Below are 26,282 nucleotides of genomic sequence, written 5' to 3'. Positions count from 1 at the left end.
GGGGCTGCACTCATGTCACTGCATCGGAACGGACGGCGAATAACCACCCCGCTCTCAATTGTTGCAAGTGCGGTCTACCGGCAAGCCAGCTTCTGTCTGTCCGGCATCGTGCTTCAGGAGCAAGGCAAATGTCAGATGATGTCGAACGCATAGACGTTCAGGCAGTCAATTCCCCCAAGACCCGCCCCCCAATGAGTGGGAAGTCGCTTTATGCAGCGCGGGTGAAGATTTTTCCGAAGCGCGTGCAGGGCGAGTTCCGGCGCTTCAAATGGATTGTCATGCTCATTACGCTGGGCATCTACTATCTGACGCCCTGGCTGCGCTGGGATCGCGGTCCCTATGCACCCGATCAGGCGGTGCTTATCGATCTTGCCAATCGCCGCTTCTATTTCTTCTTCGTCGAAATCTGGCCACAGGAATTTTACTACGTCGCGGGCCTGCTCATCATGGCGGGCCTCGGCCTGTTTCTCGTGACCTCGGTCGCGGGCCGCGCCTGGTGCGGCTATACATGTCCGCAGACCGTCTGGGTCGATCTCTATCTGGTCGTTGAACGCGCCATTGAAGGCGATCGCAATGCGCGCATGAAGCTCGACAAGGGGCCATGGACTTTCGACAAGATCTGGAAGCGGGTGACAAAACATTCCATCTGGATCGTCATCGGTGTCCTGACCGGCGGCGCATGGATTTTCTATTTCGCCGACGCGCCGAAGCTGCTTATGGATTTCGTGACAGGTCAAGCCGCACCCGTCGCCTATTTCACCGTCGCCATCCTCACCGCTACCACCTATGTTTTCGGCGGGTTGATGCGCGAGCAGGTCTGCACCTATATGTGCCCGTGGCCACGCATTCAGGCTGCGATGCTGGACGAAAATTCGCTCACCGTCACCTATAATGACTGGCGCGGCGAGCCACGCTCACGCCATTCCAAGAAGGCGATTGCCGCAGGCGAAACCGTGGGCGATTGCGTCGATTGCAATGCCTGTGTCGCCGCCTGCCCGATGGGTATCGACATTCGCGACGGCCAGCAGCTGGAATGCATCACCTGTGCGCTTTGCATCGATGCCTGCAATTCTGTGATGGACAAGATCGACAAGCCGCGCGGTCTCATCTCCTATGCGACGCTTGCCGATTACGACTCCAACATGGCGCTCGCGACCAATAATGGCACCGCGCCCATTGATCCGGCACGCGTCTATAAAGCGCCGAACAGCTTCTCGGACAAGGTGCAGAACCTGTCGTGGAAGAAGGTGCTACGCCCGCGCAGCATGTTTTACTTCGCTATATGGGCTCTGATTGGTCTGACGCTCGTCATCTCGCTGTCAACACGTCAGCGCATCGGCATCAACGTGTTGCATGATCGCACGCCGCAATATGTGCTTCTGTCGGACGGATCGATCCGCAATGGCTACACGGTCAAGCTGCTCAACATGATCCCGACGCCGCGCACCTTCCGTCTTTCCATCGAAGGTCTGCCGGGGGCAGCACTGACGGTGCAAGACGAAACAGCGGATGCAGACGGCAATTATGATGTTCCGGTGGAGCCGGACCGTCTGAAGACATTGCGTGTCTTCGTCACCATGCCGCATGATGCGATTACCGATCATCGTAAGGACTATGAAATCGAAGTGCGCGACGCGAACGGCGCGGAACACGCACGCTACAAGGCAACGTTCATGGCACCGGAGGGCAGATAATGTCGATCAAGTCGAAACCCTCAGGCACGTTTACCGGCTGGCATATGCTGGGCATCATGCTCGCTTTCTTCGGTGTCATTATCGCCGTCAATCTGACCATGGCCTATAATGCCATCCATAGCTGGAGCGGGCTGGTGGTGAAGAACACCTATGTCGCCAGTCAGGAATTCAACGACAAGGCACAGACCGGCAAGGAGCAGGCCGCGCTGCAATGGCAATCAAAGCCGTTCTTTGCTGAGGGCGTATTTACGTGGCGTCTCACCGATCGAGATGGCAAGGCTGTTGGCCTGACCGGTGGCACGGTTGAGTTCAAGCGCCCGGTCGGCGATGTACACGACACCAAGGTCACGCTGACAGTCCGCGAGCCCGGCATGCTGACCGCTCCGCTGGAACTGGGCGAAGGCGCGTGGATCATGGAAGTGAATGCCGATGCCGGTCTTGAAGACCCTTATCGCCATATCGTCCGCGTTCTTGTGAAGGACGGGAGGATACTATGAGCTGCTGCGTCGAGAATGCACAGATAGCGACCGTCGTTCAGGCCGTCTCTGTAGATGAAATGCAGGTCGCAAGCCGTGCGCTTGGAGACGGCTTTCGCCAGCTCGACCTGTCGGTTCCCGGTGTTCATTGCGGCCTGTGCATCAAGAATATCGAGGAGACGCTCGGCAAGATCGCGGGCGTTGCCTATGTCCGCGTCAACCTGACGGCGCGCCGCGTGACCTTACGCTGGAAAGATGGCGAGACGCCGCCAGATGTGGTCGATCCGCTGCGCAGGCTTGGTTATGAAGCGCATATCTTCGATATGGCGCAGGACAAGGACCCCACCTTCACGCGGCTTTTGATTGCGCTTGGCGTCGCGGCCTTTGCTTCGAGCAATGTCATGCTTCTGTCTGTCGCGGTCTGGTCGGGTGCGGATGCCGCGACACGCGACATGTTTCACTGGATTTCCGGCCTCATCGCCCTGCCGACGCTGATTTATTCAGGTCGCATTTTCTATGTTTCCGCCTGGAATGCGTTGCGCACACGACGCGTGAACATGGATGTGCCGATTGCACTCGCAATCACGCTTGCCTTCGGCATGAGTGTTTATGAGACGATGAACCATGGCCAGCACGCTTATTTCGATGCATCGGTGACCTTGCTGTTCTTCCTGCTGATCGGCCGCACGCTCGACTACATGATGCGTGCCCGTGCACGCTCTGCCGTGCGCGGTCTGGCGCAGCTCGGCAGCCGCGGTGCTGTGGTGATCGGCGAGAATGACGAACGCAATTACCTGCCGGTCAACGAAATCCGCCCCGGAATGCGCATCATCCTTGCCGCTGGTGAGCGCGTACCTGTCGATGCCAAAGTGGAAGAAGGCCGCTCAGAACTCGATTGCGCCATTGCATCGGGTGAAAGCGATGCGGTCCCGGTCGGCCCCGGCTCGGATATCCGCGCAGGCACACTTAATCTTTCCACGCCGCTTATCATCCGCGCGACGGCGGAAGCCAAGGATTCCTTCCTCGCCGAAATGGTGCGGCTGATGGATATCGCCGAAGGCGGGCGTGCCTATTACCGTCGTCTTGCCGACCGCGCTTCCGAACTCTACGTGCCGATGGTCCATACCATTGCCTTTGCGGCATTTGTCGGCTGGATGATCTATACCGGCGGCGACTGGTATCGCTCGATCTATATCGCGATCTGTACCCTCATCATTACCTGCCCTTGCGCGCTCGCCCTTGCAGTGCCGATTGTGCAGGTGGTTGCAGCTCGTCGCCTGTTTGAAAACGGCATCATGATCAAGGACGGCTCCGCCATGGAACGGATGGCCGAGATCGACACTGCCATTTTCGACAAGACCGGCACATTGACCCTCGGTCAGCCGAGACTGATTAATGCCGATGCGATTGATCCCCACAATCTGGAGATCGCTGCGGAGCTGTCGCTTTATTCGCGCCATCCTTTGTCGCGCGCGCTTGCGTTGTTTTCGGGCGCAAAACCGATGACTGCCTTTACCCGTATCGAGGAAGTGCCGGGCGCAGGCATCGAAGCGGAACTGAATGGCTCCATCTATCGGCTTGGCAAGCGGGACTGGGCGGATGGTACCGCTGCCATGCCTCATGCAGATGGCCCCGAAACCTGTCTTTCCATTGATGGCAAGCTGGTTGAAACCTTCCGCTTTGAAGATCAGCCGCGCGAAGACGCTGCCGGAGCCATCGCCACACTGAAGCGCAACGGCCTGAAGCTTGGTATCATTTCGGGCGACAGGCTGCCCGCCGTGCAAAAGCTTGCGGGCTATCTCGGCGTCGATAATTTTAAAGCCGAAGTGCTGCCCGCCGATAAGTCGGAGCTGGTGCAGAAGCTGTCGAGCGAAGGCAGCAAGGTTTTAATGGTCGGCGACGGATTGAACGATGCTCCGGCCCTTGTCGCCGCCCATGTTTCCATGGCCCCGGCGACGGCAGCCGACATTGGCCGCAATGCAGCGGATTTCGTCTTCCTGCGTGAAAGCCTGTCGGCAGTACCGCTTGCCTTTGCCGTCTCGAAGGAAGCGGGCCGGTTGATCAGCCAGAATTTTGCGCTTTCCATCGGTTATAATATTATAGCCGTGCCGATTGCGATTTTCGGCTACGTCACCCCGCTGGTGGCTGCACTTTCGATGTCGCTGTCGTCCATCGTGGTCGTCAGCAACGCATTGCGGTTGCGGGCCGGAAAACAAAAGCAACAGACGCAGAAGACCATCGCGCCTGTTGCTATCATCAAGGAAGCGCACAAATGAGCGGACTTCTCTTTCTCATTCCCATCGCGCTGTTTCTGGGCCTGCTTGGCCTTGTCGCCTTTCTCTGGTCGTTGAAGAACGGCCAGTATGACGATCTGGATGGGGCGGCCAGTCGCATCCTGTTGGACGACGAGTCTAAGCCACTATCAAAATAGCTCTGAGATCATTGACATTCGTGCCGGTTGGCCCCGGTACGAACAGATCGCCGATGGCATCGAATGCTGTCCATGCATCATTGGCGTTGAGCCGCGCCGCGCCATCCTCGCCCGCTTTCTGCAGACGCAAAACAGTGGAGCCATCGGCAAAGGCTCCTGCATTGTCCTCCGATCCGTCAATGCCATCCGTGTCGGCGGCCAGCGCATGGATATTGTCATAACCATCAATATCGAGGGCAAAAGACAGCAGGAACTCGCTGTTGCGTCCACCCTTGCCGCCCTTGCCGCGAATGGTGACGGTCGTCTCACCGCCTGACAGAATGACCACTGGCTTCCTGAACGGGCGGTCACGGTCGGCCACCTCGCGGGCAATCGCCGCATGAACATGCGCCACTTCCCGCGCCTCGCCTTCCATCGCATCGGAGAGGATCACCGCTTCGACGCCATGACGCGCGGCTTCTTTCACTGCCGCTTCCAGCGAAACGGCAGCGGAAGCAATGACGCGTACTTCGTTCTTCGCAAAAACCTTGTCATCCGGCTTTGGCGCGTGAGCCTTCTCGCTCTTGATGTGCGCAAGCACAGCATCGGGCAGTTCCAGTCTATAGCGTTCGATGATCTTCAAAGCCTCATCGCGGTTTGTCTCGTCCGGCACAGTTGGGCCGGAAGCCACGAAGGCCGGATTATCGCCCGGAATATCCGAGACAACGAGCGAAAAGACCTTTGCCGGATGTGCCGCTGCGGCGAGCCTGCCACCCTTGATCGTCGACAGATGTTTGCGGACCGCATTCATCGCCGAAATCGGCGCACCGGACGCAAGCAGGATTTTGTTGACGGCGATTTCGTCCTCAAGCGTCAACCCGTCCGGCGGCGAGGGCAACAAGGCAGACCCACCACCGGAAACAAGCGCCACCACGAGGTCATCTTCGGTGAGGTTGGACACCGCATCGAACAGTCGCTTCGAGGCTTGAAGTCCCGCAGCATCGGGAACCGGATGCGCCGCTTCGATGATTTCGATACGCTCGCAGGGCACGCCATAACCATAGCGCGTGACCACAATACCCTCGATTGGCGCGTCCTCGCCCTCATGCCGCTCAGCCCAGGCACGCTCGAAAGCCGCCGCCATCTGCGCCGAGCCCTTACCCGCACCGATAACAATCGTGCGCCCCTTCGGCTTGGCCGGAAGATTGGCACGGATCACCAGTTCAGGATCGGCAGCCGCAACAGCGGCATCGAAAAGGTTGGTCAGAAATTTCTTCGGATCGGCAATCGTGGTCATGAGTTTCCCGGTCTTGATTATCGTTTGACGGCACTATTCCGCGCTACACGTATAAAATCAATGGAGCCGGCCACTTCCTCCAAGCAGCCAGCTCCACCCCTCTCCCTCCAGAGAAGTCAGGTCTGTTTTAGCACCACAGTTGCAAACTCGTCAGGCCGTGGCGAAAAGAGTGATTTTCGAGCAACGGAGCGCAAAAAATTGCTCTTTGCAGTCCGGCATCACGAGGAATGCAGCTGTAGTGTCAGGCGACGTCGTGGTTCGCCATCCGTTCCAGAGCACGCACCAGACCCGAATGGTCGAGACCATCATCGCCATGCGCCGCGCAGGAATTGAACAGTTCCTGTGCCGCGGCAGTGTTCGGCAGCGAAACACCGAGCGCCTTTGCGCCTTGCAGCGCAAGGTTCAAGTCCTTCTGGTGCAGCGAAATGCGGAAGCCCGGATCGAAAGTACGCTTGATCATGCGTTCGCCATGCACTTCGAGAATGCGGGACGATGCAAAGCCACCCATCAGGGCTTCGCGCACCTTTGCCGGGTCTGCGCCTGCCTTGGAAGCGAAAACCAGCGCTTCGGCAACAGCCTCGATGTTGAGTGCGACGATGATCTGGTTTGCAACCTTGGTTGTCTGGCCATCGCCGCAATCGCCGACGAGCGTGATGTTCTTGCCCATGAGTTTCAGGAGTGGCAGAGCGCGGTCGAACGATTCCTGCGAGCCGCCAGCCATGATGGAGAGGCTGGCATTCTTCGCGCCGACCTCACCGCCCGAAACCGGTGCATCGACATATTCGCCACCTGTCGCACGGACCTTCTTCGCAAACTCTTTCGTCTCGATGGGGGAAATCGAGCTCATGTCGATGAGCAACTTGCCTTTGCCAAGACCACCGATCGCGCCACCCTCGCCGAAGATAACTTCGGCCACCTGTGGCGTGTCCGGCAGCATGAGGATAATGGTGTCGCACTCTTCGGCAACAGCCTTCGGCGTTTCCAGAATTTGCAGACCGTTATCGATCAGCTCCTGGCGCGGTGGAGGATTGAACCGGGAGGTGAAGAGCTGATGTCCCGCATCCTGCAAATGACGCGCCATCGGCGTACCCATGATCCCCAGTCCGATGAAGCCTATCTTGGCCATGTCGCTTACTCCCTAATCAAATTTATGCGGTCAGCCGTTCTTTATGCGGTCAGCCGTTCGGCTTCATGGTTCTTGAACCAGCCGAGGCCTTCTTCAGTGGTGGTCTTCGGCTTGTATTCGCAGCCGATCCAGCCCTTATATCCGGCGTTTTTCAGTGCTTCGAACACGTTCGGATAGTTGATCTCACCGGTGCCCGGCTCATTGCGGCCCGGATTATCGGCAAGCTGAACATGGGCAATCAGCGGCTTGTAACGTTCATACGTTGCAACCAGCTCGCCGCGTGTCCGCTGCTGATGGTAGAGATCGTACTGGATGAACAGGTTGTTGCTGCCCACTTCGTCGATGATCGAAACCGCCTGCTCCACCGTGTTGAGATAGAAGCCCGGAATGTCATAGTGGTTGATCGGCTCGATCAGCAGGCGAATGCCATGCTTGCCCAGTTCCTTTGCCGCCAGACGCAGATTGCTGACAAAAGTGGCGCGCAAAACGTCCGGATCGACACCTTGCGGGGCAATGCCGGAAAGGCAGTTGACCTGCGAACAGTTGAGCGTCGTGGCATAATCGATGGCATCGGCCACACCGCGCCGGAAATCATCGACGCGATCCGGCAGAACCGCAATGCCACGCTCGCCGCCAGCCCAATTGCCCGCAGGCAGATTGTGCAGGACCTGCGCCAGATTATGCTTGGTCAACGCCGCCTTCAGCTCATGCCGGTTGAACTCGTAAGGGAAGAGATATTCCACCCCGGTAAAACCGGCCTTTGCGGCCAGTGCGAAGCGGTCCATGAAAGGCACTTCATTGAAGAGCATTGTGAGATTGGCTGCAAATCTCGGCATTTTCGCCTCCTTATAATTCTCTATTTGCGCAATTGCGGACAAAACCGGGAATTGCTCTTAATCCAAAAGCGCTGCGATAGCGGTCGGCGCATCTTCGCCACGTTCGGCCAGTTCCTCGAATTCGACAACCTGATCGATGTCGACACCCATGGAAATATTGGTAACGCGTTCCAGAATGAATTCCAGAACCACCGGCACCTGATGCTCCGCCATAAGCGCTTTTGCCTGTTCAAAACTTTCGGCAAACTGGTTGGGGCTGCGAACGCGGATCGCCTTGCAGCCGAGGCCTTCGGCGACAGCCACGTGATCGACGCCATAGCCCTTTTCCGCGTCGCCATTGGCATTGATGTTGTCGAAGGCGAGGCTCACCTCGAAATCCATGTTGAAGCCGCGCTGCGCCTGGCGGATGAGGCCGAGATAGGAATTGTTCACGACCACATGAATGTAGGGCAGCTTGTGCTGTGCGCCGACCGCCAGTTCCTCGATCATGAACTGGAAATCATAGTCGCCGGAAAGCGCAACAATCGGACGGTCAGGATCGGCAGCACGCACGCCGAGCGCTGCTGGCAGCGTCCAGCCGAGCGGACCGGCCTGACCGCAATTGATCCAGTTGCGTGGGCGATAGACATGCAGGAACTGCGCGCCCGCAATCTGGCTGAGGCCGATGGTCGTGACATAGCAGGTATCGCGACCGAATGCCTTGTTCATCTCTTCATAAACGCGCTGCGGCTTGAGCGGCGTCTGGTCGAAATGTGTCTTGCGCAGCATGGTGCGCTTGCGTTCGCCACATTCCTTGGCCCAGTCCGACCAGTCGCGCAGCTTGCCTGCAGACTTCCATTCGGTCGCAACGTCCAGCAGCAGCTTCAGCGCCTTGCCTGCGTCGGAGACGATACCGAAGTCCGGTGCAAAGACACGACCGATCTGCGTCGGTTCAATGTCGATATGGATGAACTTGCGATCTTTCTTGTAGGTGTCGACATTACCCGTATGACGGTTTGCCCACCGGTTGCCGATGCCGATGACGACATCGGAGGCCAGCAAATTGGCATTGCCATAGCGGTGCGAGGTCTGCAGACCGCACATGCCTGCCATCAGGCGATGGTCGTCGGGAATGACACCCCAGCCCATCAGGGTCGGGATGACCGGAATGCCAGTGATTTCGGCGAACTCAACCAAAAGATCGGACGCATCGGCATTGATGATGCCACCACCAGCGACGATCAGCGGACGTTCCGCCTCGTTCAGCATGGCGAGCGCCTTTTCGGCCTGTGCCCGCGTGGCAGCAGGCTTGTAGGCTTCCATCGGCTGGTAAGTGTCAATGTCGAATTCGATTTCGGCAAGCTGGACATCAATCGGCAGGTCGATCAGAACCGGGCCGGGACGACCCGACTTCATGATGTGAAACGCCTTCTGGAAAACAAAAGGCACCAATGCCGGCTCCATAACCGTGACCGCCCACTTGGTGACAGGGGCTGCGATCTTGGCGATATCGACCGCCTGAAAGTCTTCCTTGTCCAGACGCGCACGTGGCGCCTGACCCGTGATGCAGAGGATCGGGATCGAGTCAGCCGAAGCCGAATAGAGACCCGTGATCATATCCGTTCCGGCGGGCCCGGAGGTGCCGATGCAGACGCCAAGATTGCCATGCTTTGCGCGGGTATAGCCCTCGGCCATATGCGAAGCACCTTCGACATGACGCGCCAGTATGTGGCGGATCGAACCGCGCGCTTTCATCGCCGAATAAAATGGATTGATCGCTGCGCCCGGTACACCGAAAGCACAATTGATCCCTTCTCTTTCCAGCACAAGCACGGCTGCATCGACTGCACGCATTCTGGCCATGACGGCTCCCTCCTCAAGCGGCGTCCGTTCCTGTGGAACGGCTATTACCGCTTTGTTTCTTTTTCTCACGCATTTCCAGACGCAAACGACTTACGCACTTTTGCTGGAAATGCTCTGTGGAATTAATCTCCATTTACAAAAGCTAATATCAAAAAATGGAAATGCATACCATTATATGGAAATAAAGATTTTCAACGGAATGGAGATAATCCGCCGATGCCTTTCCGAGTAGCAATGGATGCGATAGTGGTAATTCGTGAGTTTAGAGCGTGGTTCGATCTGATTGAATCAGATCACGCTCTAACTGTTTGTTTTGACGCGCATCTTGTCCGAAAACCGTTTCACACTTTTCGGGATGCGCTCTAAGGCGGGATTCGGAGAACGATGATGGAACAGGCAAAGGTAAAGCGGGGCCGCAAGGCGGCAGAAAACGCCGTGCCCTCGTCTGTGCAGGTGCTGGACCGAAGCCTGAAGCTGCTGGCATTAATCGCCGAAAATGACGGTTCGACACTGACCGACCTTGCCGATGAAAGCGGTATGGCGCCTTCAACCGTGCACCGCCTTCTGTCGTCGCTGGCAAATCATGGTATGGTTTCCCACGATCTGGAAAGCGGAGACTGGACCATCGGCGTCAAGGCTTTCGAAATCGGTAATGCCTTTCGCCGGTTCCGCAAGCTCGGCATTCTGGCGCGGCCTTATCTCAAGACATTGATGGAAACGAGCGGCGAAACCGCCAATATCGGCGTCGAGGACAGCGGCGACGTCGTGTTCATCTCGCAGATCGAAAGCCATGCGCCGATGCGTGCCTTTTTCCGGCCCGGGCGGCGTGGGCCTATCCATGCATCCGGCATCGGCAAGGCCATATTGTCCACCTGGTCGGACAAGGAAATCGCGCACGCTCTTTCGGGGCGCACGCTTGAACATTTCACGCAGCGCACACTCGACAACCTGCCAGCGCTCTTGAAAGACATTCAGGCAACCCGCACCCGCGGCTGGTCGGTTGATGATGAAGAACATACGCTCGGCATGTGCTGCATCGCCGCTCCCATCTTCAATGAATATGGCGAGGCGATTGCTGGTATTTCCGTTTCCGGCCCTGCGGTGCGCCTGCCGAAAAAGAGGCTCGAGGAGTTCGGGCCGCTGATCCGCTCCACCGCCGACGAGCTTACCCGTGCCATGGGCGGCAAACGCCCGGAAGAGTTTTAACAAAAAGACCCGCAGCGGACCGCTCCGCCACGGGTCATCCTCCTCCAAGGATTGGAGTAATCAGGCCAGTTCGGCCTTGAGCGGCTTGCCAGCCACATAGGTTTCGACGATGGCGCGGTCATCGCCCAGCGTCTGCAACAGGAACAGTTCCTGCTCCAGCGTCGCGCCAGCCGCCATGCGAAGCCGCATCGGCGATGTGGCCGATGAATCCAGCACCACGATATCGGCTTCCGTGCCCTCGTCGAGCGTACCGATCTTGTCTTCCATCGACAGCGCGCGGGCATTGCCCAGCGTCATCATGTAGAATGACTGGAACGGGTTCAGACGCTGTTCGCGCAGCTGCAGGACTTTGTAACCCTCGTCCATAGTGCGCAGCATGGAGAAACTCGTGCCACCACCAACATCGGTCGCCACCGCCATGCGCACGCCCGATGCTTTCAAGCGGTCGCGATCGAAAAGACCCGAGCCGAGAAACATATTGGAAGTCGGGCAGAAGACGGCAATCGAGCCGGTTTCCGCCATGACGCGCACTTCGCGCGGCTCCAGATGGATCGAATGGCCAAGCAGGGTCTTGTCACCCAACAGGCCGTAATGCTCGTAAATGCCGAGATAGTCCGGTGCATCGGGATAAAGCGACTTGGTAAAAGAGATTTCGTCGTGATTTTCCGAAAGATGCGTCTGGATGTAGCTGCCGGGATGCTCGCGAACAAGCGCCTGGCTTGCTTCGAGCTGCTCCGGCGTGGACGTAATGGCAAAGCGCGGGGTGATCACATAATCGAGGCGCCCTTTGCCCTGCCAGCGTGCGATCAGCGCCTTCGTATCGTCATAGCCGGATTTCGCCGTGTCGCAGAGTGCTGGCGGCGCATTGCGATCCATCATGACCTTGCCGCCGAGCATGCGCATGTTGCGATGTTGTGAGGCGCGGAAATAGGCATCGACGCTCTGTGGATGTACCGAGCAGTAAGCAACCGCCGTGGTGGTGCCGTGGCGGATCAGCTCGTCAAGAAAGCGCTCCGCAATGAATTCGGCATGCTGCTCATCGGCAAATTTCTGTTCAGCGACGAACGTATAGGTGTTGAGCCACTCCAGCAGATTGGCTGCATAAGAAGCGACCACCTGCGTCTGCGGATAATGGATATGCGTATCGATGAAACCGGGCAGAATCAGGTGCGGGCGATGGTCGGCGACGTTGACGTCGTTGCCTGCCATGCTGCTTACTTCAGCATAGTCCCCGACGCGCTGAATGCGGCCATCTTCGACAAGAACAGCGCCGTCTTCGATATAGCGGTAAGCGGCATTGTCATCGAGGCTCTGCGGTTCGTCACGAAAGGTCAGCACGCGGCCGCGGATCAGAAGCTTGGTCATTTTAGTCGTGGTCCTTATTTCGTGCCTTGCGTGGCGGACTGGTACCAGGAGGCAAGAAGCTGGCGCTCTTCCTCGCTCACGCCGGTGACATTGGCGGGCGGCATGGCATGTGAGCGACCTGCCTGCAAATAGATTTCACGCGCATGCGCGGCAATATCCCGGTCGGTATCCAGCACGACGCCCTTCGGTGGCGCAATGATGCCTTCCCAGCCCGGCTCCTTGGCGTGGCACATGGCGCAGCGCCCCAGAACGGTATCCCGCACTTTTTCAAAGTGCGGGTCCGAGATGAAAGACTGCTGCAATGCCGAAACCTTCTGCTCTTCCGGCTCACCGGTCAGAACCTTCGGCACTGTCGAGAGCCAGATGATGATGATGAACAGGATCACCGTTACCAGCCAGGTCCAGGTCGGGCTGCCCTTGCGGGCATGCTGTGTGTTGAACCAGTGGCGGATCGTGACGCCCATCAGGAACACCAGCGAGGCGATGATCCAGTTGAATTGCGTCCCGAAAGCCAGCGGATAGTGGTTCGACAGCATCAGAAACAGAACAGGCAGCGTCAGATAGTTGTTATGCGTCGAACGCTGCTTGGCGATCTTGCCGTATTTCGGGTCCGGCTTGCGGCCTGCGATCAGATCCGCCACCACGATCTTCTGGTTCGGGATGATGATCATGAACACGTTGGCGGACATGATCGTTGCCGTGAAAGCACCGAGATGCAGGAAGGCCGCACGTCCTGTAAACAGGTGCGTATAACCCCAGGCCACCACCACCAGAATACAGTAGAGAATGACCATCAACAGCGTATCGCTCTTGCCGAGCATGAACTTGCAGATGGTGTTATAGGCGATCCAGCCGAAAGCCAGCGAACCGATCGAGATCGCAATGGCGACCGGTACGGAAACATCGAGCACATTCGGATCAATCAGGTAGAGATCGGCACCGGCATAGTAGACGATGCAGAGCAGCGTGAAACCCGACAGCCACGTGGCGTAGGATTCCCATTTGAACCAGGTCAGGTGTTCCGGCATTTCGGCGGGCGCAACCAGATATTTCTGGATGTGATAGAAGCCACCGCCATGGACCTGCCATTCCTCGCCATGCGCACCAACCGGCAAGCCGGGACGTTGGCGAAGACCGAGGTCGAGCGCAATGAAGTAAAAGGACGAGCCGATCCACGCAATCGCGGTAATCACATGCAGCCACCGCGCTGCGAAGCCCAGCCAGTCCCAGGCTACGGCGAAATCATACATCAGGCACTCCCATTCTCAGAGAGCCATGCGTCCAAAGGGAAGCATAAAGGCCGCTCTGTCTCGTTTTGTTGACGCATCGCGCTTTCCAAAAATCCATTTCGACTTTTGGGCCGATGCAGTGGCCCCATTGTTCGTTACTTTATTATGTGCCAAAGCTTGGCCCCTATGGGAACGTCACATCACGACCATCACTTTCAAAAAAATATATACAATGGTGGAACGGACGCATGTCATATCTTGATAATCTGCGCGTTTTTGTGCGCGTTGTCGAATTGGGAAATTTGTCGGCGGCGGGTCGCGACCAGCGCGCTTCGCCAGCTGTTGCAAGTAATCGAATCAAGGAGTTGGAGAAGCATCTTGGTGTGCGGCTCTTCAACAGAACGACACGCAAGCTGACGCCAACCGAGCATGGCCGCATATTTTATGATGGCGCTTTAAAAATTCTCGAAGCCGTGGATGAAGCCGAAGCAGCCGTTGCTGAACTGGCCAAAAATCCGAAGGGATCGATTCGCATTACGGCACCTTTGGGGCTTGGTCGAAGGCTCATTGCATCAGGGATTCCAGAGTTTCACGACAAATATCCGGACATAGAAGTGCGCCTGCGACTATCTGACCATGAGATCGATATCATGAGCGAAAGCGTTGATGTTGCTTTCAAATTGGGCGTTCTGGAAAATTCCAACCTGCGTATGCGCGGCATTTTGAACTGCGAACGCGTGATTTGCGCAGCACCCGAATATCTGGAAAAGCACGGCACTCCGCAGTCACCCGATGAGTTGTTGGGCGACAAATACGATTGCCTGCTCCTGCGCTTTCCCGGTTCGAAAGAATATTTCTGGTCGCTGCAAACACCGGAAGGTCTGCGCAAGTTTGAAGTCACCGGGCCATATGACTCCGACGATGGCGACGTATTGACGCAATGGGCACTAGGCGGGCGCGGCATCATCAACAAACCACTGTTTGAGGTGAAGGAATATATCCGCGATGGGCGGCTGGTTCCAATCCTCGAAAGCACACCACCGGCATCGATACAGCTCGCTGCGATCTATCCGCACAAGCGTTTTCAGGACCCGAAAGTCCGCTTGATCATCGATTTCATGACGGAACGCTGCCAGCGTTTGATCCGCGAGGCTTTAGTGTAGAGCGGCTCAAACCGCTCTACTCCTTTGTTTTTCAAGTATTATATCGCGCGATGCCTTCTCGCGCTTTACCGGAAATGCGCAAAGAAAAACCCGCCTGATCAGGCGGGTTGCGATACACGTACGGAAGTCAGAACCGCCGTCAGAACTTCGGCGGCGGCCAATGCCGCAATGACTTCCGGCCTCTTGTCTTTGACGACCGAACCGCCGACCGGGCAGATCAGATTATCAAATAAATCATCGCGACCGATTTCGCGTTTCAACCAATTTTTGAAAGTGGCTTTCTTGGTCTTCGAGCCAATCATCCCGACATAGACGGCATCGCCACGCTGCAAAGCTTCGGTCACGATCAGAAAATCAAGCGCATGATCGTGGGTCAGCACGATAAACGCGCTGCCCGGCGGGGCCGAACGCACCACCTGTTCGGGCATAGCCGCAAGACACGTCTCGACACCCGGCGCATCCACGGCCATCAGTTCCGCTTCGCGTGTATCAACCAGGATAACCCGCACGGGCGTCAGCGAGAGCGCATAAGCCAAAGCGTCACCGACATGGCCTGCACCAAAAACATAGACATGCGGACGGGTGGCGATTTCGGCATCAACTTTGGCAACAAGCTCTTCTGCAAGTCCACGGTTCACACGCTTGAAACCTAGAGCGACACGACCGCCACAGCATTGGCCTATTTCAGGACCGAGAGGCACATCCATAGGGGAATCTTTGCCGCCGACCAGAATCTTGCGGGCGTGGTCAATCGCCATATATTCGAGCTGACCGCCACCAATGGTGCGGAAGATCATATCGCGGGCGACAAGCATCCACGCTCCTGCATCGCGCGGCGCGGACCCTCTGACATCGGTGACTTCGATCAGAACACTATCGGGCCGCTTATTCAGAAACGCCCTTATGTCGTCCCGCCTGCCCAGCATCGCATCAGCCTTTCTGACTTCGCAGCCGCTCGATAGCCATCAGCACGCGCTCCGGCGTAGCAGGCGCATCAAGGCGCGGGCTAATCTTGTGATCGGCAACGCTGGCAACCGCATCCGACAGCGCATAAAGCACGGACATGCCATGCGGCAACGGCGGCTCACCCACCGCCTTCGAGCGGTGGATCGTCGGCTCGTAAGCTTCCGACCAGTCTGTCAGCGCCACGTTGAAGATTTTCGGACGATCGGACGCCAGTGGGATCTTGTAAGTGGAGGGTGCATGGGTGCGCAACCGACCTTTGTCGTCCCAGACAAGCTCTTCCGTGGTCAGCCAGCCCATGCCCTGCACGAAGCCACCTTCCACCTGACCAATATCAATGGCGCGGTTCAGAGAACGCCCGGTATCATGCAGAATATCGGTGCGTTCCACCACATATTCCCCGGTCAGCGTATCGACAGAGACTTCCGAGCAGGCGGCACCATAGGCGTAATAATAAAAGGCATGGCCTTTGCCCTTGGCGCGATCCCAATGGATTTTTGGCGTCTTGTAATGGCCCGATGCAGAAAGCTGCACACGGCCAATATAGGCCTGCTTCACCAGATCATTGAAGCTGATTTCCTGATTGCCCACGCGGATACGGTTGGGAAGGAAAACGACCTGATCTTCCGGCACCTGATATTGCTGGGCTGCAAAATGAAGAAGGCGCTTCTTGATCTGACGCGCTGCATCCTGCGCGGCCATACCGTTCAAATCGGCACCGGACGACGCTGCCGTTGGTGCGGTGTTCGGCACTTTCGCGGTGGTTGTTGCGGTGATCTTCACCCGATCAAGATCGATCTGGAATTCTTCAGCCACCACCTGCGCCACTTTGAGATGCAGTCCCTGCCCCATCTCCGTGCCGCCATGATTCATATGCACCGAGCCATCATTATAGACATGCACCAGCGCTCCAGCCTGATTGGATTCCGTCTTGGTGAAGGAAATCCCGAATTTCACTGGCGTCAGTGACATGCCGCGTTTCACAGTGCGGCTCTTGGCGTTGAATTCGCGGATTGCCTCGCGACGCGCGGCGTAATCGGCGCTCTCCTCCAGTTCGGCGACAATGCGCTGAATGATGCAATCTTCCACCTTCTGGTGATAGGGCGTCACATTGCGCGTGCCACCTTCGGTGCCCATGGCATCATAGAAATTGAGCTTGCGAATTTCGAGCGGGTCTTTGCCGACAGCAAAGGCCACTTCCTCGATCACGCGCTCGGCACCGACCATGCCTTGCGGGCCGCCAAAACCACGAAAGGCGGTGTTGGAAACGGTGTTTGTGTAAAGCGGTGCGGACTGCGCATGAACCGCCGGGAAGAAATAGGCATTGTCGCAGTGAAACAATGCGCGGTCGCCGACCGGACCGGACAGATCAGCGGAGAAACCGGCATTCAATGCAAACAGATAATCGACGCCGAGGATATTGCCTTCATCGTCGAAGCCGACTTCGTAATCGACCACGAAATCATGCCGCTTGCCGGTTGAGGTCATATCCTCATCACGGTCGAGCCGGACTTTCACGGCGCGCTTGTGCTTCTTGGCGGCGATTGCGGCCATAGCCGCCCATTGATTGGCCTGCGTTTCTTTGCCGCCAAAACCGCCACCCATACGCCGCACTTCAACCGTCACCGAATGGCTCGGCACACCAAGCGCATGGGCCACCAGATGCTGGGTTTCGCTTGGGCCTTGTGTGGAGCAATAGATGGTCACATCGTCATCTTCGCCGGGGATGGCAAGGGAAGCCTGACCTTCAAGATAGAAGTGATCCTGCCCGCCGATTGTCATACGGGCTTTGACCTTGCGTGGGGCTTCGTCAATGGCCTTGCGCGCATCACCACGATTGAGCGTCAGCGGCGTGAAAACCAATCTGTCCTTATAGCCATCAAGACCAGAAATGGAGAACAGGCCCGGCATTTCTTCATAGTTGATCTTGGCAAGGCGGGCCGCACGGCGGGCCTGATCGCGCGTGCGGGCAACGACCGCAAAGATCGGCTGACCGTGGAACTGCACAGTATCGACCGCAAAAATCGGATCATCATGCATGCCCGATGGCGACACATCGTTTTCGCCCGGCACATCCTTATAGGTCAGCACATCGATCACGCCGGGAGCAGCTACCACGGCGGACAAATCAACATCGGTGATTTTGGCGTGCGCCACGGTCGAGAAGCCAACACCGATATGCAGCGTGCCTTCGGGTTCTGGAATATCATCGATATAGACCGCTTCGCCGGTCACATGCTTGTGGGCTGAATCATGACGCTGATCGGTCGCGACACCACCCTTAATGCGGGCTGCTTTGATTTCGTTTGCAGGATGCTTGTTCATATCATCCTCCCTATGCCGCGACAGTGTTTGACTTACGCAAAGCATCGTTCTCGCCTTGCGTTTCAGCATAGAAGCGGCGGAGCAAATTCTTCGCAACGAGCAATCGATAATCGGCTGTCGCGCGCATATCGCTCAAAGGCTGATAGTCGAGGTCATAGGCTTGCACAGCCGCCTCAACTGTTGCCTCATTCCATGGCTTGCCGATAAGTGCGGCTTCAACATTGAGCGCCCGTTTCGGCGTTGCCGCCATGCCGCCATAGGCGATACGGATGGATGCGACATTGCTCTCAGCATCAAGCGTCAGATGGAAAGCGCCAAGCGTTGCGGTGATGTCTTCTTCAAACCGCTTGGAGATTTTGTGAATGGCATACTGGCTGCGCTCATCAGGCACTGGCACATGGACCGCTTCCACAAATTCGCCCGGCTGACGATCCTGCTTGCCATAGGCGATGAAAAACTCTTCCAGAGGAATAGTCCGTTGTTCCGCACCTTTGCGCAGCGTCAGCTTTGCATCAAGCGCGATCAGTGGCGGTGGCGTGTCGCCAATCGGCGAACCATTGGCGATGTTGCCGCCGATGGTGCCCATATTGCGCACCTGTTCGCCACCGATGCGATTAATGAGGCTTCCCAGTGCGGGGATGCGCTTTGCCAGAAACGCAAAAGCTTCCGTATAGGTGACGCCCGCGCCGATGCTGATCAGACCATCTTTTTCGCTGATTGTACGCAGTTCATTGAGATGCCCAATGAAGACCACCGGCGAAATATCGCGCATCATCTTGGTAACCCAAAGGCCCACATCGGTTGAACCGGCAACGATTGTTGCTTTGGGTTCGGCTGCATAAACAGTGGCAAAATCATCGAGGTTGGCAGGCACGACCAGACGATCCTTGCCACTACCCACTTCAACCCGCGCGCCATCACGCAATTCCGTCAACTGGCTGATGACATGCGCACGCTCAACAGCAAGCGGGTCATCCATCAAAGTGCCATAGTCAGAAATCGCACGCGCTGCACGCATGATGGCTTCATAGCCAGTGCAACGGCAGAGATTGCCTTGCAACGCCTTTTCGATCTCAACGTCTGCAGGCTTTGGATTGCGCATCCAGAGACCATAAAGCGACATGACGAAGCCTGGCGTGCAGAAGCCGCATTGCGAGCCGTGAAAATCGATCATCGCCTTTTGCACCGGATGCAGGCCACCGTCGGAGCCGCGCAGATGCTCAATGGTCACGACATGCGTGGCATCCAGCGAGCCGACAAAACGGATGCAGGCATTCACGCTTTCATAGACGAGTTCGTCATCGACAATCTTGCCGACAAGCACGGTGCAGGCACCACAATCACCCTCGCCGCAGCCTTCCTTGCTGCCGCGCAGTTTGCACGAGAGGCGCAGATAATCGAGCAGGGTTTCTGTAGGCGAAACGCGGTCGAGCTCAACTGTCTCGCCGTTCAGCAGAAAGCGGATTGTATGTCTGACGGCCTGACCCATATCGCTCAACTCCCGCGATAGGTTGAATAGGAAAATGGCGAAACCAGAAGTGGCACATGATAATGCGCCTTTTCATCCGAAATGCCAAAGCGGAGTGGCACCACATCCAGAAACGGAACGGCGTCGTCGCTTTTGCCGAAATATTCGCCGACATGGAAAAGCAGCTCGTATGAACCAGTATGCAGCGCATCGCCTGCAAGCAGTGGCTCGTTGCAGCGACCATCCGCATTGGTGCGGATTTCAAGTAAAGTTTCAGCCTGTTGATTCCCGACCCGACGCAATTCGATGCGCAAGTTTGCTGCCGGCTTGCCGCTCACCGTATCGAGGACATGCGTCGTCAATCGGCCATGACCGCTCATTCCCTGACCCATTTATGCTCCTGCCGCCCGCACGATTCTATCTGCTTACCGTCAGAATCATTGCAAGCAATTGTTTTTGTGTGATTTATTTCACGCAAAACCTAACGGTTTGCGAACCACACTTGTTCCCGATTTTGAGTATTTACCGAAGTCCTGTCCTGGGAAAGATGATAATCGTTGGATGTCTTTCAAAATTTTGAGGGGGAATGGTCCGCGTAATTCTTTATTATCATAAGAAAAAGCCATGAATAATCGAGGGAAGACCATATGAGTTATCCGCGCAATCTGGTTGGCTATGGCCGCAACACACCAGACCCACGCTGGCCGGGCGGGGCCAATATCGCCGTGCAGTTCGTCGTCAATTACGAAGAAGGCGGCGAAAGCTGTATTCTCGATGGTGACCCGGCATCCGAAAACCTGCTTTCCGAGATCGTGGGCGCACAAGCGTGGAATGGCCAGCGCAACCTCAATATGGAATCCATTTACGAATATGGCGCCCGCTCCGGCTTCTGGCGTTTGTGGCGCGCTTTCACGCGACGCAACATGCCGGTGACCGTCTATGGCGTGACCCTTGCCATGGAACGCAATCCAGAAGCTATTGCGGCCATGAAGGAAGCCGACTGGGAAATCGCCAGTCACGGCCTGCGCTGGTGGGAATATAAGGATGTACCCGAAGACGTGGAACGCGAGCACATTCGCGAAGCTGTTCGCCTGCATACGGAGATCACAGGCTCGCGCCCCTTGGGCATCTATCAGGGCAAGCCGTCAGACAACACATTGAAGCTGGTGATGGAGGAAGGCGGCTTCCTCTACTCCGCCGACTCCTATGCAGATGAGTTGCCTTATTGGGTGAAGGGGCCGAACGGCCCGCATCTGATCGTGCCTTATACGCTCGATACCAATGACATGCGCTTTGCCACGCCACAGGGCTTTAACTCCGGCGATCAGTTCTACACCTATCTCAAAGACACGTTCGACGTGCTTTACCGCGAAGGTGCGGAAGGTGCGCCGAAGATGATGTCGATTGGCCTGCATTGCCGCCTCGTTGGTCGTCCGGGTCGTGTGGCAGCACTTGAACGCTTCCTTGATTACGTGCAAAGCCATGACAAGGTGTGGGTTGCCAAGCGTGTTGATATTGCCCGTCACTGGCATGAGCATCACAAGCCGAAGCGGGCCGATATTGAGCCGTCCAAAGCGAGCAAAGCGGATTTTGTTGCACGATATGGCGGCATCTTCGAGCACTCGCCGTGGATTGCCGAACGCGCCTACGACGCGGGCCTGACGGAATTGGCGGATTCTGCCTCGGGTCTTCACAAGGCTCTGGTTCATGCTTTCCGTGCAGCATCAGAGGATGAAAAGCTCGGCGTGCTGCGCGCGCATCCTGATCTTGCGGGAAAACTGGCAGCCGCCAAGCGTCTGACACCTGAATCCACCGCGGAGCAGGCTTCTGCCGGCCTGGATGCGCTGACGGATGAGGAGCGTAAGACATTTACCGAGCTCAACGACGCTTACACGCAGAAATTCGGCTTTCCGTTCATCATTGCGGTCAAGGGTCGCAACAAAAGAGAAATTCTCGACGCTTTCAAGCGACGCGTCGAGAATACGAAAGCTGCAGAACTGGAAACCGCGTCCGAACAGGTCGAGCGCATCGCGCTGTTGCGGCTCAAAGACATTCTTCCAGAGACACTTTACTGATTAGGAATAGACCGATGAGCCGCAATTATTACGCACCAACCGGTGGCTTGCCGCCACAAACGCAACTCCTGACCGATCGCGCCATGTTCACCGAAGCCTATGCGGTTATTCCGAAAGGCACATTCAGCGATATTGTCACGAGCTTCCTGCCCTTCTGGGATAAGACGCGCCTGTGGATCATTGCCCGCCCGCTTTCGGGTTTTGCCGAGACTTTCTCGCAATATATCATGGAAGTGCAGCCCGGTGGCGGCAGCGCCCGCACAGAACTTGATGACGGCGCGCAAGGCGTGCTGTTTGTGGTCGAAGGTGAAATCACCGTCACACTTGCAGGACAGAACCATCTGCTGACCGAAGGCGGCTATGCCTATCTGCCGCCCAAAAGCGGTTGGACGCTTCGCAACAATTCAGGCGCAGTTGCGCGCTTTCACTGGGTGCGCAAGGCTTATGAATATGTCGACGGGCTTGACGTACCCGAGCCGCTTTTCCTCAACGAGAAGAACATTGCTCCAACACCGATGCCCGACACCAATGGCGCTTGGGCCACGACACGCTTTGTCGATCCAAACGATCTGCGCCACGACATGCATGTGACCGTGGTGACGTTTGAGCCGGGCGGTGTCATTCCTTTTGCCGAAACCCATGTCATGGAACACGGGCTTTATGTGCTCGAAGGTAAGGCCGTCTACCGGCTCAATCAGGATTGGGTGGAAGTGGAAGCCGGTGATTTCATGTGGCTACGCGCTTTCTGCCCGCAGGCTTGCTATGCAGGTGGTCCGGGCAAGTTCCGCTATCTGCTTTACAAGGACGTAAACCGTCACATGAAGCTGGCACGGTAGAAACAAAATAAAGAGCGGTGAATTATAGCCCATCGCTCTTTAGTCATATTTTATATCCGATGATATTAAATATACCATTGAAGCATTACTGTTTTATAGAAAATAACTTAAATAGGCTCTCACTAAAAATTTTAATCATATATTGCACTGTTGATTTATTTATGATTACCTTCAACTCTGAAGGCTATTCTATTAGCAACAATAAATCTATGAAAGAAATTTTCACATGAAGAAATATGGCCTGACTGGCCCTGCAATTGGCGTATTCGCGATTCTCAGCCTGCCTGCTTTTGCCGCCTCCCTACCGGGCGGCGCGAGTACCCTGCAAGAAACATATCAGGACTGGACTGTTTCCTGTCAGTCTCAAAACGAAGCGACTGTCTGCGTTATGCGGCAGGATCAAAGCAGCACGCAGACAGGTCAGCGCGTTCTGACTGCCGAGTTGCGCAATACGGCTGGTGGTAAGGTTGAAGGCGTCATTCTGATGCCGTTTGGCCTTGATCTTGTTAAAGGTGTCGCGCTCAAACTCGATGAAGCTGACGGGCCACAGCTGACCTTTTCAACCTGTCTGCCGCAAGGTTGCTTGGCACCAGTGAGTTTTGATGCCAAGCAAGTGGCCGCTCTAAAGGCCGGTACTAATTTGAATGTTAATGCGACTGCGCTTAGCCCAAGTCAACCTGTGGCTTTCAAAATTTCATTGAAAGGCTACGCCGCAGCACTCGACCGTATTATTGCACTCACGAAATAATTTGGGGCATTTGAATTTAGCGGATACATAACGATACCCGCAGCATTGCAGATCATGCCGTACAGTTTTCACTGTACGGCATTTTTTACTGATCCAGGCTGATTGAAAGGTTCAATACTTTCAAGTGCAATTTCGGTTAAGCTTGATAAGCGTCCACCCAAAGCTGATTAGAGCATTTCCTGTTTTGATTAAATCATTGGAAATGCTCTATCTGTTTGTTTTCAAGCATCTCTCAGACAAGACTGATGCGCATGAGAGAGCGCCGCCAACGCATGGTCATGAGTACCGAGACGATCGCAAGCCCTGCCGCCAGCCCTAGCCAGACACCTGCACCACCAAAGCCAAAATGGAATGCAAGCAAAGCGCCAAACGGTAGCCCTACGCCCCAGTAGCCAACCAGTGCCAAATACATGGGCACGCGTGTGTCTCTAAGGCCACGCAGCATACCTGCGGCAACGGCCTGCGCCCCATCGACAATCTGGAAAAGTGCCGCGAGCGCAAGAAATGTCACGGCCAGTTCGATAACGGCAAAGTTTTCTGGATCCTTGAGATTAAGAAACACACCAATAAACAGGCGCGGGATCAGAATCATCAGCAACCCCATAATGGCCATGAAGCCCACGCCAAGCGCATAGGCGCTCCAGCCTGCATAAGCCACGGCCTGAGGGTCGCCGCGACCGTAAGCCCGCCCCACGCGCACCGTAGCGACCTGCCCGAAACCGAGTGGGACCATGAAGCTGAGCGATGCGACCTGTATCGCAACGGCGTGAGCTGCCATTGCGGTCGGACCGATGTACCCCATCATAACAACGGCTGCATAAAAGATCGATGTTTCAAATACAAAGGTCAGCGCCATCGGAAAACCAATGCGCCAGAGCTCAATGAAACGCGGCCAGTCAGGACGCCAAAAGCGTCCGAACAAACGATAACGACGAAAGCGGCGGTGACGCATGGTAATGAAAGCCATGCCGAGAAACATCATGATGCTCGACAGCGTGGTAGCGATACCGGCACCATGCAGTTCCATACGCGGGAAGCCGAAATGGCCGAAAATCAGCGTCCAGCCAGCAAGCGCGTTAAAACCAATGGCGGCAGCAGCGATCAGCAGCGTCCACATCGGCTTTTCCATCGCCGCAAAAAATGAACGCAACACGATGTAAAACAGATACGGCAACAGCGCCCATTGCAGGGTGTGCATAAAATCGGTCGAGCGTGCTGCAATATCCGGTTGCTGGCCAAGGAAGAGGAATATTTCCTCGCAATGCCAGAGCACAATCCAGATTGGAATCGAGATGATAATGGCCGACCACATGCCCTGACGGACGGTACGGCGCACATCGCGTACTGAATGGCGGTTCCTGCCGAGTGCAATAGCGATCATCGGCATCACAGCCGAAACCAGCCCCATCGAAAAGATCATCAGGGTGTGATAGAAACTCGTGGTCAAAAGCGCCGAAGCCAGTGTGTCCTTGCCGAGACGGCCAATGAAGATCACATCGGTCGCAGTCAATGCTGCCTGTGAAAGATTGGTCAGAATCAGCGGCCAGCCCAATTTGAGAGCCATCGCCATTTCCCGGGTCCAGCGCCGAACGCTGCTCACGTGAGGCTCATGAAAGCCCGTATCAAATGTGTTGGTCACAAACTTACTCCCCGGGGGCACTCCCCCGAACTATCCGAAGCCGTCAGACCACCGGATAATCCATAACTAAAACACGCGCCGAGACATCAAAGGCTCAGAGACCATGTCGATCTGAGGAGATTGGCGGGTGATACGAATATCGATCGCCCCATGCCGGCTAAGAGCGCTCATCACCTTAAAAGCGACTTCGCCCCAACTTTTCGGGTTGCTCAATTTCTATCGGGAACGTTGTGTATGTTCCAGAAACTGATCCGGAGCCAGGCGGGCTGCGCATCGATTTGCACAAAATTGGAGCACAATGGATATCAGACTTGCATAAAGAAGCAACACACCTTGGGCAGTAAATTCCGATCTCCTGACATGCGTGGAAATCAATTTCCAGACATGTCGCAAAAATGCATTTTCTGGTCTGCAGAACAGTTGACCCTAACATCTGATTATCTAGGAATGTCGTGGATGCAATTTTGCGAGGGAAATCATGCGCAGCACTAAAGTCATCCATATTGTCGGCTGTCACGCAGAAGGCGAAGTCGGTGATGTCATTGTCGGTGGCGTGGCCCCTCCTCCCGGCGATACTGTGTGGGAACAATCGCGCTTCATCGCCAGCGACGAGACCTTGCGCAATTTCGTGCTGAACGAGCCGCGCGGTGGTGTGTTCCGCCATGTCAATCTGCTGGTGCCACCGAAAGACCCGCGCGCGCAGATGGGTTTCATCATCATGGAACCCGCTGACACCCCGCCCATGTCCGGCTCCAATTCGATCTGTGTCTCCACGGTTCTGCTGGATAGCGGCATCATCCCCATGCAGGAACCAGTCACGCGCATGGTGCTGGAGGCGCCGGGCGGGCTCATCGAGGTGGAGGCCGAATGCCGCAACGGCAAGGCTGAGCGCATCAGCGTGCGCAACGTACCGTCTTTCGCGGACCGTCTGGATGCATCGCTGGAAGTTGAAGGCCTCGGCACGATCACCGTTGACACAGCCTATGGCGGTGACAGCTTCGTTATTGTTGATGCAGCTTCTATTGGAATGAAAATCGAGCCGGGTCAGGCACGGGAACTGGCTGAGATTGGCGTGAAAATCACCAAAGCGGCCAATGAACAGCTTGGTTTCCGTCATCCTGAGAAAGACTGGAACCACATTTCATTCTGCCAGATCACTGAGCCGGTGACGCGCGACGGCGATGTGCTGACTGGCGTGAACACCGTTGCCATTCGCCCGGCCAAACTCGACCGTTCCCCGACCGGCACTGGCTGCTCGGCGCGCATGGCCGTGCTTCACGCAAAAGGCCAGATGAAAGTCGGCGAGAAATTTATCGGAAAGTCCGTGCTGGGCACAGAGTTTCACTGTCGGTTGGACAAGGCTCTGGAGCTTGGTGGCAAACCGGCCATCAGCCCCATCATTTCCGGTCGCGCTTGGGTGACGGGAACTTCGCAGCTCATGCTCGATCCGAGCGATCCGTTTCCGAGTGGGTATCGTCTCTCGGATACTTGGCCAAATATGCCAGAGTAAGCCAGAGCAAAGCGCCAATAAAAAACCCCGCACAAAGCATAGCATTGGGCGGGGCTTTCTTTATTCATCCAGAT

The 26,282-nt window shown here is 56.2% G+C and carries 21 protein-coding genes; 10 read left to right on the top strand and 11 right to left on the bottom strand.

Annotated features, from left to right (window positions below; translation table 11 throughout):
* The first annotated feature begins 128 nt into the window (after positions 1–128).
* From ccoG to ccoS, 4 genes are read left to right on the top strand one after another with little or no spacing between them, the layout of a single operon-like run.
* Complete coding sequence (gene ccoG / locus CEV33_RS16650; RefSeq protein WP_094541501.1) at positions 129–1,694, top strand: cytochrome c oxidase accessory protein CcoG; 1,566 nt, start codon at positions 129–131, stop codon at positions 1,692–1,694.
* On the top strand, positions 1,694–2,191 hold the full coding sequence (locus CEV33_RS16645) for a FixH family protein (RefSeq protein ID WP_094541500.1): 498 nt from the start codon (positions 1,694–1,696) through the stop codon (positions 2,189–2,191). Before ccoG ends, CEV33_RS16645 begins: the two co-directional genes overlap by 1 nt.
* Positions 2,188–4,446, top strand: a complete 2,259-nt coding sequence (locus tag CEV33_RS16640; protein WP_094541499.1) for a cation-translocating P-type ATPase — start codon at positions 2,188–2,190, stop codon at positions 4,444–4,446. The genes CEV33_RS16645 and CEV33_RS16640 overlap by 4 nt, the downstream gene beginning before the upstream one ends.
* Positions 4,443–4,601, top strand: a complete 159-nt coding sequence (gene ccoS, locus CEV33_RS16635; RefSeq protein WP_010658285.1) for a cbb3-type cytochrome oxidase assembly protein CcoS — start codon at positions 4,443–4,445, stop codon at positions 4,599–4,601. Before CEV33_RS16640 ends, ccoS begins: the two co-directional genes overlap by 4 nt.
* Here the strand turns inward: ccoS and CEV33_RS16630 are convergent.
* The 4 genes from CEV33_RS16630 to gcl form a co-directional block, all read right to left on the bottom strand.
* A complete protein-coding gene (locus CEV33_RS16630; protein ID WP_094541498.1) occupies positions 4,582–5,877 on the bottom strand; it encodes a glycerate kinase type-2 family protein in 1,296 nt (431 codons plus the stop codon). The genes ccoS and CEV33_RS16630 overlap by 20 nt on opposite strands.
* 241 nt (positions 5,878–6,118) lie before the next feature.
* Positions 6,119–7,003, bottom strand: coding sequence for a 2-hydroxy-3-oxopropionate reductase (locus CEV33_RS16625; RefSeq protein ID WP_094541497.1), 885 nt, complete (start codon positions 7,001–7,003; stop codon positions 6,119–6,121).
* 41 nt (positions 7,004–7,044) lie between these two features.
* Positions 7,045–7,839, bottom strand: a complete 795-nt coding sequence (gene hyi, locus CEV33_RS16620; RefSeq protein ID WP_010658282.1) for a hydroxypyruvate isomerase — start codon at positions 7,837–7,839, stop codon at positions 7,045–7,047.
* 57 nt (positions 7,840–7,896) lie between these two features.
* A complete protein-coding gene (gene gcl, locus CEV33_RS16615; RefSeq protein WP_029925678.1) occupies positions 7,897–9,681 on the bottom strand; it encodes a glyoxylate carboligase in 1,785 nt (594 codons plus the stop codon).
* Positions 9,682–10,068: 387 nt separating this feature from the next.
* Between gcl and CEV33_RS16610 the strand changes: the two genes are divergently transcribed.
* On the top strand, positions 10,069–10,887 hold the full coding sequence (locus CEV33_RS16610) for an IclR family transcriptional regulator (RefSeq protein ID WP_094541496.1): 819 nt from the start codon (positions 10,069–10,071) through the stop codon (positions 10,885–10,887).
* 60 nt (positions 10,888–10,947) lie between these two features.
* On the opposite strand, the gene guaD is transcribed toward CEV33_RS16610, so the two are convergent.
* Together guaD and CEV33_RS16600 are read right to left on the bottom strand one after the other, a co-directional pair.
* On the bottom strand, positions 10,948–12,252 hold the full coding sequence (gene guaD, locus CEV33_RS16605) for a guanine deaminase (RefSeq protein WP_094541495.1): 1,305 nt from the start codon (positions 12,250–12,252) through the stop codon (positions 10,948–10,950).
* 14 nt (positions 12,253–12,266) lie between these two features.
* Positions 12,267–13,502 carry a urate hydroxylase PuuD gene (locus CEV33_RS16600; protein WP_010658278.1) on the bottom strand — a complete coding sequence of 412 codons (1,236 nt, stop codon included), beginning with the start codon at positions 13,500–13,502 and terminating at the stop codon, positions 12,267–12,269.
* 227 nt (positions 13,503–13,729) lie between these two features.
* Here CEV33_RS16600 and CEV33_RS16595 point away from each other — a divergent pair, with 227 nt between their 5' ends.
* The gene (locus CEV33_RS16595) at positions 13,730–14,644 is read left to right on the top strand and encodes a LysR family transcriptional regulator (protein ID WP_094541494.1); all 915 of its coding nucleotides are present in this window, start codon (positions 13,730–13,732) and stop codon (positions 14,642–14,644) included.
* Between the two features lie 98 nt (positions 14,645–14,742).
* Here CEV33_RS16595 and xdhC read toward each other — a convergent pair whose 3' ends face one another.
* The 4 genes from xdhC to uraH are packed head-to-tail and all read right to left on the bottom strand — an operon-like array spanning position 14,743 to position 19,792.
* On the bottom strand, positions 14,743–15,570 hold the full coding sequence (gene xdhC, locus CEV33_RS16590) for a xanthine dehydrogenase accessory protein XdhC (RefSeq protein WP_094541493.1): 828 nt from the start codon (positions 15,568–15,570) through the stop codon (positions 14,743–14,745).
* 4 nt (positions 15,571–15,574) lie between these two features.
* The gene (xdhB, locus tag CEV33_RS16585; protein ID WP_094541492.1) at positions 15,575–17,932 is read right to left on the bottom strand and encodes a xanthine dehydrogenase molybdopterin binding subunit; all 2,358 of its coding nucleotides are present in this window, start codon (positions 17,930–17,932) and stop codon (positions 15,575–15,577) included.
* Between the two features lie 10 nt (positions 17,933–17,942).
* On the bottom strand, positions 17,943–19,421 hold the full coding sequence (xdhA, locus tag CEV33_RS16580; protein WP_094541491.1) for a xanthine dehydrogenase small subunit: 1,479 nt from the start codon (positions 19,419–19,421) through the stop codon (positions 17,943–17,945).
* Between the two features lie 5 nt (positions 19,422–19,426).
* Positions 19,427–19,792, bottom strand: coding sequence for a hydroxyisourate hydrolase (gene uraH / locus CEV33_RS16575; RefSeq protein ID WP_094541490.1), 366 nt, complete (start codon positions 19,790–19,792; stop codon positions 19,427–19,429).
* 255 nt (positions 19,793–20,047) lie between these two features.
* Between uraH and puuE the strand changes: the two genes are divergently transcribed.
* The 3 genes from puuE (at position 20,048) to CEV33_RS16560 (ending at position 23,059) form a co-directional block, all read left to right on the top strand.
* Positions 20,048–21,475, top strand: coding sequence for an allantoinase PuuE (puuE, locus tag CEV33_RS16570; protein WP_094541489.1), 1,428 nt, complete (start codon positions 20,048–20,050; stop codon positions 21,473–21,475).
* 14 nt (positions 21,476–21,489) lie between these two features.
* Complete coding sequence (locus CEV33_RS16565) at positions 21,490–22,311, top strand: bifunctional allantoicase/(S)-ureidoglycine aminohydrolase (protein ID WP_094541488.1); 822 nt, start codon at positions 21,490–21,492, stop codon at positions 22,309–22,311.
* Between the two features lie 226 nt (positions 22,312–22,537).
* Positions 22,538–23,059, top strand: coding sequence for an invasion associated locus B family protein (locus tag CEV33_RS16560; protein WP_094541487.1), 522 nt, complete (start codon positions 22,538–22,540; stop codon positions 23,057–23,059).
* Positions 23,060–23,291: 232 nt separating this feature from the next.
* Here the strand turns inward: CEV33_RS16560 and CEV33_RS16555 are convergent, their stop codons facing one another.
* Positions 23,292–24,698 carry an MATE family efflux transporter gene (locus tag CEV33_RS16555; RefSeq protein WP_094541486.1) on the bottom strand — a complete coding sequence of 469 codons (1,407 nt, stop codon included), beginning with the start codon at positions 24,696–24,698 and terminating at the stop codon, positions 23,292–23,294.
* Positions 24,699–25,176: 478 nt separating this feature from the next.
* On the opposite strand from CEV33_RS16555, the gene CEV33_RS16550 reads away from it, so the two are divergent.
* Positions 25,177–26,208, top strand: a complete 1,032-nt coding sequence (locus CEV33_RS16550; RefSeq protein ID WP_094541485.1) for a trans-3-hydroxy-L-proline dehydratase — start codon at positions 25,177–25,179, stop codon at positions 26,206–26,208.
* Positions 26,209–26,282 lie beyond the last annotated feature (74 nt).

The sequence above is a fragment of the Brucella grignonensis genome (assembly GCF_002252505.1).
Lineage (GTDB): Bacteria > Pseudomonadota > Alphaproteobacteria > Rhizobiales > Rhizobiaceae > Brucella > Brucella grignonensis.
This window is presented reverse-complemented; position numbering and strand designations above follow the sequence as displayed.